The sequence below is a fragment of the Novosphingobium lindaniclasticum LE124 genome (assembly GCF_000445125.1).
GTDB lineage: Bacteria > Pseudomonadota > Alphaproteobacteria > Sphingomonadales > Sphingomonadaceae > Novosphingobium > Novosphingobium lindaniclasticum.
Genome location: NZ_ATHL01000104.1, coordinates 1 through 15,252, shown reverse-complemented (window position 1 = coordinate 15,252; position 15,252 = coordinate 1). Strand labels below are relative to the sequence as shown.

Genomic DNA, 15,252 nt, shown 5'->3' with positions numbered 1-15,252 from the left:
TCGCGCGCCCGTCAATACTTGGCGCGCGCGCCGAACAGGATGGTGCGGCCAAAGTGGTTGTTCTCGTAGTTGCGCTGCGCGAAGATGTCGTTGGTGCGGTACCGGTACTCGTCGGTCAGGTTGTTGCCGTCGATCGAGAGTTCCAGCCATTCGGTGGCCTTGTAGCGGATCGCGGCATCGACGCTGGTGTAGGAACCGTAGCCTTCGAAGATGTTGCCGGTGGCGCTGGTGGCGTCGCTGAACGGCCCGCGATAGCTGACCGAGCCGCGAATGCTGAACTTGCCGTCATCGTAGTAGAGCGTGGCGTTCCAGGCTTTTTCCGACACGCCCAGCAGAGTGTTGTTGTAGATCGCCGAAACGCCGGTGAGGCCGCAGGCATTGGTGGTGGGGTTGCGGGTGCAGGCCGAGACCGCGGGGCCGGTGATCTGGTAGTCGGCGCTGCTGTCGATGAAGGTGGCGTTGCCCTGGAAGCCGGTGTGGCTGAGCAGGCCCGGCAGGAACGTGAAGGGCAATTGCAGCGCCACTTCCACGCCCTTCAGGGTCGCGCCTTCGCCGTTTACCTGCGAGGAAACGACATACTCCTGATTGGGATCGTAGTTGAGGTAGGCGGGCGTGCTGGTCCCCAGCACATCGCGACCCAGGCCGAGTTGGGGCAGGGTGGCGACGTAAGTACCGGCGACCGGGAAGCTCTCGATCTTCTTGATGAAGCCGGCGACCGACAGCAGCGCTTGCGGCGCGAAGTACCATTCCACCGAAGCGTCGAAGTTGGTGGCACGGAACGGATCGAGGAACGGATTTCCGAAGGTCACGCGGTAGTTGAAACCGTCGACCGAGCCACCGGGATTGAGGTTGCCGAGCGAGGGGCGGGTGATGACTTTGGCGATGGCGCCGCGCACGATAACGTCATGGCGCGGATAGAACGCGATGTTGATCGCCGGCAGCCAGTCGTCGTAGCTGCGCCCCACGGTGGCGGCGACGCCGGCGGTGTAGCCCGTCGATGTCTGCTTCGTGTGGGCATAGCGAACGCCGGCATTGCCTGCGAACTCGAGGCCGAAGATGTCGCCCTTGACGTCGAACTGGAGGTAGCCGCCCGAGGTCTCTTCCCGCACGCGGCGATTGTTGCCGAGATCCTCGACGGCGGTGCGGGCATAGAGATTGGTATAATCGGCTGCCTTGTCGATGTTGGCCACCACCCACGAACTGGTCGTGCCGCCGGGCTGGCCGGCGTCTCCCAGATCGATCAGGCTCGAAATATCGGACGTGACCGGCAGGCCGTAGACGCTGGACGAGCAAGTGACCTGGCCCAGGATCAGATCCGGCCGGCCGTTCGTGGCGCAGGCGGCGGTGTCGCGTTGGAACAGCTGGGTGCGGAAATCGTAGCGGCGCCAGACCGCACCGGCCTTCACCGTGAAGCCGTCGGTCAGATCCCATTCCGTCCGCAGCTGCGCGGTCTTGAACTGGTTCTTCACGTAGGACGGGCGGTCGCGGATTTCCGCAAGCTGGAAGTTCGCCGGATTGGTGACGTCGAGACCGTAGTTCAGCACCGGCGACTTCATGTCCGAATAGTCGAAGTCGAAGCCATTGGCATTGCGATTGTCGTAGGCGAAAGTCGTTTCGACCGGGATGTCGGCGTTAGACTGCGAGAAGCCGCCCAGCGCGGTGAAGCGGAAGGTGTCGCTCAGGTCCTGGTCCCAGGTCGCGCCGAACTGGTAGAACTCGGTTTCCGATTTGCGCAAGTAGCTTTCGGTGCGGACCCAGGCGTTGTCGTAAGTTCCCGCGATCATCGTCCCCTGGTCGTCGTAGACCGGATTCACGAGGTTGAAGCGGCGTTCGTTCGACCGGGCGAGAACTTCCAGCCACTGCTCGGCACGGTCTTCCTTGAACGAGGAGTAGAGACCGTCGATCGAGAGCTTGGTGCGGTCGGTCGGCTCGAACTGGATCGAGCCGGTCAGGCCGAGGCGGCGGCGGTCATGCTCGACCACGCCGTAGCGCGGGATGCGAGCGTGGAAAGAGAGCGAGGCAGCGTCGCAGGCTGCCGAGGGGCGATAGCCGCCGCCCGCGGCGACCGGCGTACCGCCGGTCGGGCCGACGTTCGAATAGAAGCATGGGGTGCCGTTCACCGAATTGAAGTAGGCCTGGGCCCAGCGGACGGTGTTGTTGCCGCTCTCGATCGTATCGGTGTGGGAGTAGGCAGCCGACAGATTGACGCCGAAGGTGCCGGCATCGTTGCGCCAGGACAGCAAGCCGGCAACGCGCGGCCCGACATTGTCCGAAAGGTCGTTGTACGATCCCTGCACGTTGAGCACGGCGGATAGGCCTGCCTTGCCCGCCAGTGGATTGCCGGTGTTGAGGTCCACCACGGCGCCCAGCGAGCCTTCGTCCAGGCTGGCCTCGGCGGTCTTGTGGACGACCAGGCTGCTGAACAGTTCCGAGGCGAAGACGTTGAAGTCGAACGCGCGGTCGCGGTTGGCGGAGGCGCCGTCGGAGCTGGTGGCGATCGTTTCGAGACCGTTCACGCGGACGCGGGTGAATTGGGCGCCCAGACCGCGCACGGTGATGGCGCGGCCTTCACCGCCGTCGCGCTGGATCGAGATGCCGGGGATGCGCTGGAGCGACTCGGCAAGGTTCTGATCGGGGAACTTGGCCATGTCCTCGGCGACGACGGCGTCCACTGCGCTGACCGAGCTGCGCTTGACATTGAGCGCGGCTTCCAGCGACTGGCGGAAGCCGGTGACGATGATCTCCTGCTCGGCATTGCCGTCAGGCGCGGACACCTGATCGGCTGCGGCAGTGTCCTGTGCGGAAGCGGTTTGCGGCAGGGCCAGGGCACTGCCCGCGACCAGAGCGGCCTTCAGTAGCGAAATCCTCGAAACATGCAGACGCATGGTCACTCCCCCTCGAAGCCTTTGCGGCCTGTTGATACCGGTGTCAAAGGTGGCCGCATGATCATGCTTCCCTTCTCCAGCACCTCTCCCGGTGTCCGGAGACACCATCCTCCACGCCTGTTCGGCGCACGTCATTCGGGCTGCGTATCGTGGTCCATTCGCGATCGTCAGCCCGTTCTTGCCGGTTCTGGTAACCGGTGTCATTAGTTATTGCGCAAGCTGCGCCACCCTGTCAAGAACCCTCTCAAGACAAGAGCAAACGGGAGAGCACAGTGAAATCATCGGGGCAATTCGGCCGTTTCACCCTGACAGTCTCAGCCGCCATCCTGGCTTTCACCGCCGCGCCGCGCATGTGTGCGGCCCAGGCGGCGGACCCGACCACGGGCGGCGACGGCGGGCGAATCATCCGAGTCACGACGCTCGCGAAAGACGGTCCCGGGTCGCTCAAGGCCGCCGTCGAGGCGAAGGGCAAGCGGACGGTCGTGTTCGAGGTGGGCGGGGTGATCGATCTCGAACGCTCGGTCTTGCAGATCGACGAGCCGTACCTCACCATCGCCGGCCAGACCGCGCCGTCCCCCGGCGTCACGATCATTCGCGGCGGGCTCGATCTAAAGGGCCATGACGTGAAGATCAGCCACATCCGGGTGATGACCGGGGTGGACGGCCAGCCCAGGCTGTCCGGCTGGGAGGCCGACGCCTTTTCGACCGTGGCCGCGCATCACGTAGTGGTGGAGCATTGCAGCTTCTTCTGGGCGATCGACGAGAACATGTCGACGTCCGGTCCGCGCTTCAACGGCAAGACCCTGAAGGAATGGCGTGCCGCCACCAGTCACGACATCCTGTTCCGCGAAAACATCGCCGCAGAGGGACTGGCCGACGCCAGCCATCCCAAGGGCGAGCATTCGAAGGGTTCGCTGATCCATGACAATGCCACCGGGATCGTCTTCTATCGCAACCTCTGGGCGCACAACATGGAGCGCTCGCCCCTGGTGAAGGGCGGGGCGCAAGTGCTGATGGTCAACAACATGATCTACGATCCCGGCCGCCGCGCGGTGCACTACAACCTGATGAACCTGGAATGGGAAGGCCATCCCTATGTCACGGGCGAGATCACGGCGGTGGGCAACGTCATGCGGGCGGGCAACTCGACCGCGCCGGGCCTGCCGTTCCTGACGATCGGCGGTGACGGCGATCTCGCCTGGTTCAGCAAGGACAACATCAACGTAGATCGCTGGGGCAACCCCGCGCCGATGATGGGTCGTTATGGGGTGACAAAGGCCAAAGTTATCGAGGCCCCGGCGCCGCTGGCAAGTATCGAGGGTTACAGGATCACGCCTGCCGCCGATCTGGAGACCGACCTGCTCGCCTCTGTGGGCGCGCGTCCCTGGGACCGTGCGCCCGACGACATCCGCATGCTGTTCTTCGTGGCCGAGGGGCGCGGCGCAGTGATCGACGACGAGAAAGTCGTGGGCGGCTACCCCCACCCGGCGCCGACCCGCGCCGCCTTCGTCGAAAAGGACTGGAACCTGGCGACGATGACGCCGAAGTCCGGCGTCTATCCGGGCCAGAAAGCAGGACCGCAGGAGAAGCTGTCCGGGCGCGATAAGGAGATGCGGAAATGATTGCAGGTCTGCTGCTGATGGCCGCTGCGGCGCCGCCCATGGTCGTTATCGACGAGAAAGATACCGTGCGGGAGGAAGCCCCTCCGCACGGGGCGATTGGCATGAGCACGGCCTATCGCATCTCCGATGCGGCCCCGGCGCCGCGAGCGATGGAGTTCCGCCGACGCGTGCTGCACAAGGGGGCGGCGATCGGCGAGCATCCGATCGCGCACGACGAAGTCTACTACGTCGTCTCGGGAGAAGGCGAAGTCGTTTCGGACGGCAAACGGGCGATGCTGCGGCCGGGCATGACCGCCTATCTCTACGACGGCGCGGTCGTGGGGATCCGGCAGCGGGGCGAGGAACCGTTGTCGCTAATCATCGCCTATCCCAACCCGCCCAAAGCGCGGCAATGAAGGCTCCGCGTCAAGCTTGCGATTTGACGCGGAGCAGCCCTTCCTGCGCCACGCTGGCGACAAGTTCGCCGCTGCGGGTATAGATCGCGCCGCGCGCGAAGCCGCGGGCGTGACCGGACCAGGGACTGTCCATCGCGTAGAGCAGCCAGTCGTCCATCGGCGGCGTCCGATGGAACCAGATCGCATGGTCGAGGCTGGCCCCGGTCACTCCCGGCGAGAAGAAGCCCAGACCCTGCGGCATCAGCGCGGTGGAGATCAGGGCGAAGTCGCTGGCATAAGCCAGGATCACTCGCTGCATCACCGCATCTTCGTTCAGGGGACGGGCAAGCCGGAACCATTGCTGGCGGCGCGGCAAAGCGCCACCCGTCACCGGCGGGCAAGGGCGCATGTCGAAAGCGGCAAGGCGATCGAGCAGGAACCCAGGCAGCCTCTGGCCGGTGGCCGCCAGTGCCTCGCGAAAGTCGGGGCACTGTTCCGGCGTAGGAACGTCGGGTGCCGGTTCGGCGTGGGAAAGACCCTCCTCCTGCCGGTGGAACGAGGCGGCGAGATTGAGGATGGGCTTGCCGCCCTGCATGGCGACGACGCGCCGATTGGAGAAACTGCCGCCGTCGAAATCGGGCAGGACCCGGTAGATGATCGGACGTCCGGCTTCGCCTGCGCGCAGGAAGTAGGCGTGAAGCGAGTGAGCCTGTCGTTCGGGATCGACGCCCCGCGCCGCGGCGGCAAGCGCCTGCGCCACCACCTGGCCGCCGTAGACGCGTCCCGGCTGTTCGGCGGAGGCGGCGCCGCGGAAGATGCCGGTATCGATCTCCTCGACAGTGAGCAGATTGCGGAGTTCCTCCACGGCGATACGAGCGGTTTCCGTCATCGGCATTACTTTCCGTCGGGCGTGCCTTTGAGCCAGTCGAGCGACTGACGTTCGATGGAGAGCAGTTCCTCCAGGGTCTGCTCGATCGCGGTCTTCTGCTGGCGCAGTTCCTCGATGCGGTCGGTGACTTTGACCAGCAGGGTGCGGACCTGTTCGTGATGCTCGGGATCGACATCGTAGAGGTCGAGGAATTCCTTGATCTCGCGAATCGAGAAGCCGAGCCGCTTGCCGCGCAGGATCAACTGCATGCGGCCCATCTCGCGCTTCGAATAGATGCGCGTGGTGCCGACCCGCTGCGGCGCGATCAGCGCCTTGTCCTCGTAGAAGCGCAAGGTCCGCATGGTCACGCCGAGTTCGGTCGCCGCCTCCTGGATGCCCAGCATGTCTCCGTTGGGGCCGACTGCCGGGCTTGCCAAAGTCGTCTCGTTGGGAGTCAGGGAGGCTCCGGTTCCGCTCACTCGGCCGTTGCCTGATGCTTGTCCCTGGCGCGGCGCGCGGCTTCTTCCTCCACCAGTTCCTTCTTGGAGAGCTTGCCGACGAGCGTCTTGGGCAGGCTGTCGCGGAACTCGATGCTGCTGGGCATCTCGATCTTGTTGAGCCGCTCCTTGAGGAAGGCCATCAATGTTTCCTCGTCCAGAACGTCCCCCGGATGGAGCGCCACGAAGGCCTTGGGGGCCTGGCCGCGATACGTGTCGGGAACGCCGATCACGATCGCCTCATGAACCATCGGATGCTCGTAGAGCGCGTCCTCGATCGTGCGCGGATAGACGTTGTACCCGCCGCACAGGATCATGTCCTTGATCCTGTCCACCAGGAACAGATAGCCGTCCTCGTCGAGATAGCCGACGTCTCCCGTGCGCAAGGCGCCGTAGATGAAGGTCTTTTCCGACTCCTCCGGCCGGTTCCAGTAGCCGGACATGACCTGCGGCCCGCGCGCGCAGACTTCGCCGCGTTCGCCTTGCGGCATGACCCGGTGCGGATTGTCCGGGTCGCGGATCTCCAGCGCGGTGCCGGGGAAGGCAGGGCCGCAGGAGTTGCTCTTCACTTCCCCTTCCAGCGGGTTGCAGGCGATGATCGGCGAGGCTTCCGACAGGCCGTAGCCCTCCACCACGCGAACGCCGGTGCGCTGCTCGAACTTCTGGCGCACTTCGAGGGGTAGCGGCGCTCCGCCCGAGATGCAGACGCGCACGTTGTCGAACTCGCCGTGCAGCGGCTGGTTGTTGAGCGCGGTGTAGAGCGTCGGCACGCCGAAGAACTGCGTGGGCCTGGTGCGCTTGGCAGTCGCCAGGAACGACTTCATCTCGAAGCGTGGCAGCAGGATCATCTCGGCGGCAGTGTCCACCGAGTAGTTCAGCACCGTGGTCAGCGCGAAGACGTGGAACAGCGGCAATACGCCGAGCGTACGCTCCTGCGTCTCCGGCATGTGGCCGACGTGGGCGATCATCTGTGCCGAATTGGCAGCAAGGTTCGCATGGCTGAGCATGGCGCCCTTCGGCACGCCGGTAGTGCCGCCGGTGTACTGCAGCACGGCCAGATCGGAAGGCGAACGCTCGACCGGATCGGGATCGGCGTCGCGGGCGATCAGGTCGGCATAGCGCAGGAAGCGCAAGTCGTGCGGTTCATGCGCGATGTCCTTGCGCTTGAGCAGGCGATAGGCGCGGCCCTTCAGCTTGGGCAGGGCATCGGCGATGGGGCAGACGACCACGCGGCGCAGCGAACCTTTTCCGACCAGCGGCTCGATCTTGGGCAGCGAGAGGGCCAGATCGGAGGCCACCATGAACTCGGCGCCCGAATCCTCGACCAGATGCGCCATTTCGCGCTCGGTGTAGAGCGGGTTGAAGTTCACGACGATGCCGCCGACGCGCAGGATCGCGAAATAGCAGATCACGTAATAGGGGGTGTTGGGCAGGCACAGGCCTACCCGCGTCCCCTGCTTGACGCCAAGGTCCTGGAACCCCCGCGCCGCGCGGCGAGACAGCTCGCCGATCTCCTTGTAGGACCACTTGCGGCCCATGAAGTCGATCGCGGGCCAAGTGCCGTGGGCTTCCACGGCATGGTCGAGCAGGTCGGTGAGCAACCGCGGCGCGATCGGCGGCATCTCTTCCGGGTGTTGGGAGGAGGTTTCCGGGGCGGAGTGACCGCCGATCGTCGCCGCGGCGCCCATCAGAAGGCCACCCGCGCGCCGAGCGAGAACACCAGCGCCGAAGCGTCGGTCAGACGGCCGTCAGTGAGGATCGGCGTCTGCGCGGCAGTGCCGGCATAGGCGGCGGTGATGCGGTCGACCGGGGCATCCTTGAAAGTGATGTACGAGGCCGCCGCGTCGATCGCGATCTTCTCGCTCATGTTGTAGGTGGTGCCGGCCGAGAAGTTCCAGCGATCGCTGTCCGGCACGCGCGCGTCGCGGTTACCGTTCGAGGTCGGGGTTTCGCCGTACTGGATACCGCTGCGCACGGTCCACTTCGGATTGACGTCGTAGTCCACGCCGAAGGCGTAGGAGAAGCCGTCCTTGTAGTTCTCGGGCAGAGACTGGTTGATCGGCGCGCCGAGATCGATCGAATCGAACTTGCTCCAGCCATAGGCCACGACCTGGGCGTTCAGGGTCAGCTGGTTGGTCGCCTTGACGCGGCCGGACATGATCGCCTGCCACGGGGTGGAGAACTCGGCGGTGGCGTCTAGCGTGCGGTTCTGCGCGGCCAGGGGGCCGAGCAGGCCGTCGACCGTCAGCGTGCCCTTGAGCTTGTGCTTGACGGCGGACTTGTAGGCGACGCCGATCGAGGCCGGACCGTTGTGATATTGGGCGCCGACCGACCAGCCCACATCCCAGCCATCACCCTTGAGGTTCTGGTGGCCGTCCGCCAGCAGCGGGGAGAGGTTGGGCAGGTAGTTGCCGAGCGCCGCATCGACATATTCGATATTGGCGGCGGCACCGATGTAGAAGCCCTCGAACGGCTGGAACGCCACGCTGGGCTGGATATCGATCGTGCGAAGCTTGGTCTTGTCGGCGGAATAGCGTGCCCAGCTGTCGGAATCGTAGTCGGTGGTGAAGGAGTAGGGCGAGGTCACCGTCAGGCCGAAGGCGAACTTGCCGGTGCCGTAGGCGATCGAACCGGAGGGCAGCACGCCATTGTTGATCGGGTTCTTGGCAAGGCCGTTGCCCCCTACGGGCGCGGGAGCCTGGCCGGGACGCACGATCACGGTGCCGTCGTCCACCACTTTGCCGCGCGGCAGGATGACGCTGGCGTGGACCGAGGCCTGGCCGCCTTCGAGCCCGCCGATCGCGGCCGGGTTCCACCACAGCGAGTCTACTCCGGTATCGGCGGCTTCACCCGAAAAGGCGCGGCCCTGTGCGCGTACCGACTGTTCCTGGAGATAGAAGGCCTGTGCATGTGCGGCGCCGGCAAAGCCGAACACGAGGGCCGATGCGGTACCTGCGAGAAGAATGCGGCCCGAAGTGCGTTTCATATCCTTGAACTCCCTTAATTCTCTTATGCCCTGAACCTTCGTCGTCAGCCCGATGCGCCTCAGGGGATGCGCGTCCAGGTCTGGGTCTTGCACAAGGGCCAGACGATGCAGCCCTTGAGCTTGAGGCTGTTGGCTCCCGAAGGCGTTATCGTCGCCTTGTAGGTGCCGCCGTCCTCAGGATTGTAGATCTGTCCTTCGACCCATTCGTTCCCTTTGGCCTTGAAGCCGCCCACGATTTGCAGGCCCTTGATCTTGCGGGTGCGCTTGGTGGCGTCCTTGTTGTTCGCATCGCGCAGGTCGGGATTGGTCTTCAGGCCGTCCGAATCGACCAGCCGTCCGCAGACCGATTCGCCGCAGCGACCGAGTTCGACGACGCCGTGCTTGGAAGGGGTGCGCCACTTGCCGACGACGGAGTCGTTTCCGGCCGCGAATGACGGATTTGCGAGCGCAAGACTGGCAACCAACGCCAGCCCCACGGGTTTCCAGTTTCTCATGAGCGACCTCTCCATCGTCTCTCCAATCGGGCATCTTCTCACCCTGGGCCCTGGGCCCCTACGGTGGGATGCTGAATTCTCGTAACCCAAAAATTGCTTGACGTATAGGGAAAGAATTGCACCCTTAGGGAAGACGACGATGCAGCCTCGGGAAGAGCCTGAGGCGCGTCCGCCCACGGAGAGAGTGCATGCAAAGTGTCGTGATCGCGGGTTACGCCCGCTCGCCCTTCCACTTGGCCAACAAGGGCGCGCTGGCCCGCGTCCGTCCCGACGATCTTGCCGCCCAGGTGATTCGCGGCCTCATCGCCAAGACCGGCGTGGAAGCCGCCGATATCGAAGACGTCATCGTCGGCTGCGCTTTCCCGGAAGGCGAGCAGGGCTTCAACGTCGCGCGCCTCGTCGGCCTGCTGGCGGACCTGCCGATCTCGGTTGGCGGCATGACCGTGAACCGGTTCTGCGGCTCTTCGATGAGCTCGATCCACTACGCCATGGGCCAGATCGCCATCGGTGCGGGCGAAGTCTTCGTCTGCGCGGGCGTCGAATCGATGAGCCGGGTGCCGATGATGGGCTTCAACCCGCTGCCCAATCCGGAGCTGGCGAAGAAGAGCGCCGCCTACATGTCGATGGGCGAAACGGCCGAGAACGTCGCCACCAAGTACCAGATTTCGCGCGCCGATCAGGAAGCGCTGGCCATCTCCAGCCAGCAGAAGGCCGCCGCCGCGCGTGACGCCGGCAAGCTGGCCGACGAGATCGTGCCGATCCAGACCAAGGGCGGCGTGGTCAGCGAAGACGGCACCATCCGCGGCGAAACCACTGCCGAGGCGCTTGCCGGTCTGAAGCCCGCCTTCGACGCCGCAGGGTCGGTGACCGCCGGCACGTCCTCGCCGCTGACCGACGGCGCGAGCGCCGTGCTCGTCACCACCGAGGAATACGCCCGCGCCCAAGGCCTGCCGATCCTCGCCCGCATCAAGTCGGTCGCGATTTCGGGCTGTGCGCCGGAAACCATGGGCCTTGGCCCGATCCTTTCCAGCCAGAAGGCGCTTGAGCGCGCGGGCATCGCTGCCGGCGATCTCGACGTGGTGGAACTGAACGAAGCCTTCGCTTCGCAGGCGCTGGCCTGCATCAAGGACCTCGACCTCGACGTGACGAAGGTAAACATCGACGGCGGCGCCATCGCCATCGGCCACCCGCTAGGCGCCACGGGTGCGCGCATCGTCGGCAAGGCAGCCTCGCTGCTGAAGCGTGAAGGCGGCAAATACGCGCTCGCCAGCCAGTGCATCGGCGGCGGTCAGGGTATCGCCACGGTCCTGGAGTCGGTGGAATGAGCGACACGATCAAAAAAGTTTGCGTGATCGGCGCCGGCACGATGGGTGCCGGGATCGCCGCCCAGGTCGCCAATGCTGGCGTGCCGGTGCTGCTGCTCGACATCGTCCCCAAGGAAGGCGCAAATCGCAACGCCGTGGCCGAAGGCGCCGTGGCGAAGATGCTCAAGACCGAGCCTGCGCCGTTCATGAGCAAGTCCGCCGCCAAGCTGGTCGAGACCGGCAACATCGAAGATCACCTGGACAAGGTTGCCGAGTGCGACTGGGTGATCGAGGCGGTGATCGAGCGTCTCGACATCAAGCAGGGCCTTTATGCCAAGCTGGAAGCGGTGAAGCGCGACGGCACCGCCGTTTCGTCGAACACCTCGACGATCCCGCTCGCCAATCTGGTCGAAGGGCGTTCGGAGGCTTTCAAGCGCGACTTCCTGATCACGCACTTCTTCAACCCGCCGCGCTACATGCGCCTGCTGGAGATCGTGACGGGTCCGGCAACCGACGCGGGCGTTGCCGCCAAGGTCGAGCAGTTCGCCGACGTCTCGCTCGGCAAGACGGTGGTGAAGGCCAAGGATACGCCGGGCTTCATCGCCAACCGTATCGGCACCTACTGGATCCAGCTTGGCCTCAACGCCGCGTTCGACATGGGGATCACCGTCGAGCTGGCCGATGCCATTGCCGGAAAGCCGATGGGCGTGCCCAAGACCGGCGTGTTCGGCCTTGTCGACCTTGTCGGCATCGACCTGATGCCGCACTTGCAGGCCAGCCTCACCTCGACGCTGCCCGCAGGCGAACTCTACCACGGCATCGCCCGCGACATTCCGCTGATCAACAAGATGATCGGCGAGGGCTATACCGGCCGCAAGGGAAAGGGCGGCTTCTACCGCCTCAACAAGGAGGCCGGTCGCCGCAAGGAAACCATCGACCTCCAGACCGGTGAATACCGTCCGACCGTGACCGCACAGGGCCCGCGAGGCGCGGCCGCCAAGGGCGACCTCAAGGCGCTGGTCGAAAGCAAGGGCGAGATCGGCGCCTACGCCTGGGCCGTGCTGGGGGACACGCTGGCTTATGCTGCCAGCCTCGTGCCCGATGCCGCATCGGACGTGGTCGCCGTCGATGACGCGATGAAGCTGGGCTACAACTGGAAGTCCGGCCCGTTCGAGATGATCGACAAGCTCGGCGCCAAGTACCTCGCCGATCGCCTCGCCGCCGAAGGCAAGGCCGTGCCCGCGATCCTGACCGTGGCGGGAGACCGCACGTTCTACCGGATCGAGAACGGCAAGCGCCAGTTCCTGGGCCTCGACGGCGAATACCGCGACGTGGTCCGCCCCGAAGGCGTGATGCGTCTGGCCGACGTGAAGCTTTCGTCCAAGCCGATCATCCGCAATGCCTCGGCCGCGCTCTGGGACATCGGCGACGGCGTCGTCTGCCTTGAATTCACCGGCAAGATGAATGCGCTCGACGGCGAAGTCATGAAGCTGATCGGGCAGGCCATCCCGCTGGTGGCGGCACAGTACAAGGCGCTGGTCGTCTACAACGATGCCGATACCTTCTCGGCAGGCGCCAACCTCGGCCTCGCGCTCTTTGCAGTGAACATCGCCGCCTGGGGCGAGATCGAGAAGCTCGTTGCCGGTGGTCAGCTGGCCTACAAGGGCCTGAAGTACGCCCCGTTCCCGGTGGTCGGCGCACCTGCGGGCATGGCGCTGGGTGGCGGGTGCGAGATCCTGCTCCATTGCGACGCGATCCAGGCCCATGCCGAACTCTACTGCGGCCTCGTGGAGTGCGGCGTCGGCCTCGTTCCCGGCTGGGGCGGGAATGGCGAGATGATCGACCGCTGGCGCAATGCCCCGGGCATGCCCAAGGGCCCGATGCCGGCTGTTGCCAAGGTGTTCGAGATGGTCTCGACCGCGCAAGTCTCCAAGTCTGCCCAGCAGGCGCGCGAGATGATGATCCTGCGCAAGGGCGACGGCATCTCGATGAACCGCGATCGCCTGCTCTATGACGCCAAGCAGAAGGCGCTCAGCCTCGTGGAAGACTACACTCCGCCCGAAGCGCCCGAGTTCAAGCTGCCCGGCGCCGGTGGCCGCACCGCACTTGGCCTTGCGGTCGAAGGCTTCCACAAGCGCGGCATGGCGACCGACTACGACGTTGTCGTCTCCGGTGTGCTGGCCGATGTGCTGACCGGCGGCGACGCGTTCGACCTCGTCGACACGGTGAGCGAGGGCGAAATGCTCAAGCTGGAGCGCGACGCCTTCATGGGCCGCCTGCGCGACGACCGCTCGGTCGCCCGCGTCGAGCACATGCTCGAAACCGGCAAGCCGCTTCGCAACTGATAAGGTATGAATGCGCGCCCGTCGGTGATCCGGCGGCGCGCGCGAGGAGAGTGACATGCAAGTCTACGAAGCGCCCCTGCGCGACATGAAGTTCGTGCTCCACGAACTTCACACCGATGACGGCTTCGGCAATCTCGAAGCTCTGGCCGAATTCACCCCGGATCTTGTCGACGCGGTGCTGGAAGAGGCCGCCAAGGTGGCGCAGGAAGTCCTGCTGCCCCTGAACCGCAGCGGCGACATCGAGGGCTGCACGCTGGAAAACGGCGTGGTCCGCACCCCCAAGGGCTTCAAGGAAGCCTACGACATGTTCCGCGAAGGCGGCTGGTGCGCGCTGGCGTCCGATCCCGAATGGGGCGGGCAAGGGCTGCCCGAAGCGCTGAACAAGCTGACCGAGGAGATGATCTGCTCCTCCAATCTGTCGTTCAGCCTCTATCCCGGCCTCACCCATGGCGCGACCACCGCGATCGAGGGCTATGCCAGCGATGAACTGAAGCAGGCCTACCTGCCCAAGATGGTGGAAGGCACCTGGTCGGGTACCATGTGCCTTACCGAGCCGCATTGCGGCACGGACCTTGGCATGCTGCGGACCAGGGCCGTTCCTCAGAGTGACGACAGCTACAAGATCTCCGGCGCGAAGATCTTCATTTCGGCAGGCGAGCACGACCTGACCGAGAACATCATCCACCTCGTCCTCGCCCGGCTTCCCGATGCGCCGGAGGGCGTGAAGGGCATCAGCCTGTTCCTGGTGCCGAAGTACCTGCCCAACGAAGACGGCACGCCCGGCCCGTCCAACGGCGTTTCGGTGGCCGCGATCGAGCACAAGATGGGCCTCAAAGCTTCGGCCACCTGCCAGCTCAACTTCGACGATTCGATCGGCTGGCTGGTCGGCAAGCCGAACAAGGGCATGGAAGCCATGTTCAAGATGATGAACACCGAGCGCGTCTCGGTGGGCATCCAGGGCCTTGGCGTGGGCGAGGCCGCCTATCAGTCGGCCGTGTGGTACGCCAAGGAGCGCGTGCAGGGCCGCTCGCTGTCGGGCGTGAAGAACCCCGGCGGCCCGGCCGATCCGATCATCGTCCATCCCGACGTGCGCCGCATGCTGATGACCGCGCGCGCCTACAACGAAGGCAGCCGCGCCGTCGGTGCCTGGGTCAGCCGTGCGCTCGATGCCGAAAAGCACGCCGCCGATCCGGCCGTGAAGGCACGCGCGGAAGACTTCATCGCGCTGATGACCCCGGTGGTGAAAGCGCTCTTCACCGACTGCGGCTATGAAAGCGCGAACCTGGCCGTGCAGGTCTACGGCGGCCACGGCTACATCGCCGAAAGCGGCGTGGAGCAGTTCGTGCGCGATGCCCGCATCGCCATGATCTACGAAGGCACCAACGGCATCCAGGCGCTCGACCTTGTCGGGCGCAAGATGCCCGCGCATGCCGGTCGCTATCTGCGCTCGTTCTTCCACCCCGTCTCGGACTTCATCGAGGCGAACAAGGCGGACGAGACCTTCGGCAAGATGATAGAGGGTCTGGAAAAGGCTTTCGGCGCGCTCCAGCTTTCGACCGGCACGATCGCCCAGAAGGGCATGAAGGATCCCGAGGAAGCCGGTGCCGCCGCGACCGACTACCTGCGCCTGCTCGGCCTTGTCGCCATGGGCTACACTTTCGCCAAGGCGGCACTGATCGCCAAGGCCAGACTGGACGAGGGCACGGAGGATACCGCGTTCTACACCGCCAAGATCGGCACTGCCCGATTCTTCTTCGACCGTCTGCTGCCGCAGGCGACCGCCGCGTTCCTGGCGATCAAGTCGGGCAAGGCCTCGATGATGGCGCTGGACGTGGACATGTTCTGAGGAACTGCTTCCAAGGCGTGACGAACGGGGG

Annotated in this window: 11 protein-coding genes; 5 read left to right on the top strand and 6 right to left on the bottom strand. The window is 65.1% G+C overall.

The features are described 5' to 3' along the window. Nucleotides 1-11: 11 nt before the first annotated feature. Entirely contained in the window at nucleotides 12-2,885 is a 2,874-nt protein-coding gene (locus L284_RS40515; protein WP_021235108.1) for a TonB-dependent receptor, read from the bottom strand. Between the two features lie 323 nt (nucleotides 2,886-3,208). Between L284_RS40515 and L284_RS40510 the strand changes: the two genes are divergently transcribed. Further along, nucleotides 3,209-4,507 carry a pectate lyase family protein gene (locus L284_RS40510; protein ID WP_052018432.1) on the top strand — a complete coding sequence of 433 codons (1,299 nt, stop codon included), beginning with the start codon at nucleotides 3,209-3,211 and terminating at the stop codon, nucleotides 4,505-4,507. Beyond that, on the top strand, nucleotides 4,504-4,902 hold the full coding sequence (locus tag L284_RS40505; RefSeq protein WP_021235106.1) for a cupin domain-containing protein: 399 nt from the start codon (nucleotides 4,504-4,506) through the stop codon (nucleotides 4,900-4,902). The genes L284_RS40510 and L284_RS40505 overlap by 4 nt, the downstream gene beginning before the upstream one ends. A 10-nt stretch (nucleotides 4,903-4,912) precedes the next feature. Here the strand turns inward: L284_RS40505 and L284_RS40500 are convergent, their stop codons facing one another. From L284_RS40500 to L284_RS40480, 5 genes are all read right to left on the bottom strand, one after another. Further along, nucleotides 4,913-5,770: an acyl-CoA thioesterase gene (locus L284_RS40500; protein WP_031342734.1), complete on the bottom strand. Its 858-nt coding sequence runs from the start codon at nucleotides 5,768-5,770 to the stop codon at nucleotides 4,913-4,915. 5 nt (nucleotides 5,771-5,775) lie between these two features. After that, nucleotides 5,776-6,153 carry a MerR family transcriptional regulator gene (locus L284_RS40495; RefSeq protein WP_021235104.1) on the bottom strand — a complete coding sequence of 126 codons (378 nt, stop codon included), beginning with the start codon at nucleotides 6,151-6,153 and terminating at the stop codon, nucleotides 5,776-5,778. Nucleotides 6,154-6,224: 71 nt separating this feature from the next. Next, the gene (locus L284_RS40490) at nucleotides 6,225-7,934 is read right to left on the bottom strand and encodes a long-chain-fatty-acid--CoA ligase (RefSeq protein ID WP_021235103.1); all 1,710 of its coding nucleotides are present in this window, start codon (nucleotides 7,932-7,934) and stop codon (nucleotides 6,225-6,227) included. After that, nucleotides 7,934-9,232, bottom strand: a complete 1,299-nt coding sequence (locus L284_RS40485) for an OmpP1/FadL family transporter (protein ID WP_021235102.1) — start codon at nucleotides 9,230-9,232, stop codon at nucleotides 7,934-7,936. Before L284_RS40485 ends, L284_RS40490 begins: the two co-directional genes overlap by 1 nt. Before the next feature lie 59 nt (nucleotides 9,233-9,291). Next, nucleotides 9,292-9,726 (bottom strand): DUF2147 domain-containing protein, encoded by a 435-nt coding sequence (locus L284_RS40480; protein WP_021235101.1) that lies wholly within the window; start codon nucleotides 9,724-9,726, stop codon nucleotides 9,292-9,294. Nucleotides 9,727-9,914: 188 nt separating this feature from the next. Here L284_RS40480 and L284_RS40475 point away from each other — a divergent pair, with 188 nt between their 5' ends. Genes L284_RS40475 through L284_RS40465 form a run of 3 tightly spaced genes read left to right on the top strand, consistent with a single transcriptional unit; the run spans nucleotide 9,915 to nucleotide 15,221 of the window. After that, nucleotides 9,915-11,051: a thiolase family protein gene (locus tag L284_RS40475; protein ID WP_031342730.1), complete on the top strand. Its 1,137-nt coding sequence runs from the start codon at nucleotides 9,915-9,917 to the stop codon at nucleotides 11,049-11,051. After that, the gene (locus tag L284_RS40470; RefSeq protein WP_021235099.1) at nucleotides 11,048-13,375 is read left to right on the top strand and encodes a 3-hydroxyacyl-CoA dehydrogenase/enoyl-CoA hydratase family protein; all 2,328 of its coding nucleotides are present in this window, start codon (nucleotides 11,048-11,050) and stop codon (nucleotides 13,373-13,375) included. Before L284_RS40475 ends, L284_RS40470 begins: the two co-directional genes overlap by 4 nt. Before the next feature lie 55 nt (nucleotides 13,376-13,430). Further along, complete coding sequence (locus L284_RS40465; protein WP_021235098.1) at nucleotides 13,431-15,221, top strand: acyl-CoA dehydrogenase C-terminal domain-containing protein; 1,791 nt, start codon at nucleotides 13,431-13,433, stop codon at nucleotides 15,219-15,221. Nucleotides 15,222-15,252: the final 31 nt, after the last annotated feature.

What these genes read in the sequence shown, in the direction of transcription:
- L284_RS40485 (WP_021235102.1), bottom strand. Translation starts at nt 9,232, where the DNA reads ATGAAACGCACTTCGGGCCGCATTCTTCTCGCAGGTACCGCATCGGCC.
- L284_RS40490 (WP_021235103.1), bottom strand. Translation starts at nt 7,934, where the DNA reads ATGGGCGCCGCGGCGACGATCGGCGGTCACTCCGCCCCGGAAACCTCC.
- L284_RS40495 (WP_021235104.1), bottom strand. Translation starts at nt 6,153, where the DNA reads ATGCTGGGCATCCAGGAGGCGGCGACCGAACTCGGCGTGACCATGCGG.
- L284_RS40515 (WP_021235108.1), bottom strand. Translation starts at nt 2,885, where the DNA reads ATGCGTCTGCATGTTTCGAGGATTTCGCTACTGAAGGCCGCTCTGGTC.
- L284_RS40465 (WP_021235098.1), top strand. Translation starts at nt 13,431, where the DNA reads ATGCAAGTCTACGAAGCGCCCCTGCGCGACATGAAGTTCGTGCTCCAC.
- L284_RS40470 (WP_021235099.1), top strand. Translation starts at nt 11,048, where the DNA reads ATGAGCGACACGATCAAAAAAGTTTGCGTGATCGGCGCCGGCACGATG.
- L284_RS40480 (WP_021235101.1), bottom strand. Translation starts at nt 9,726, where the DNA reads ATGAGAAACTGGAAACCCGTGGGGCTGGCGTTGGTTGCCAGTCTTGCG.
- L284_RS40500 (WP_031342734.1), bottom strand. Translation starts at nt 5,770, where the DNA reads ATGACGGAAACCGCTCGTATCGCCGTGGAGGAACTCCGCAATCTGCTC.
- L284_RS40475 (WP_031342730.1), top strand. Translation starts at nt 9,915, where the DNA reads ATGCAAAGTGTCGTGATCGCGGGTTACGCCCGCTCGCCCTTCCACTTG.
- L284_RS40505 (WP_021235106.1), top strand. Translation starts at nt 4,504, where the DNA reads ATGATTGCAGGTCTGCTGCTGATGGCCGCTGCGGCGCCGCCCATGGTC.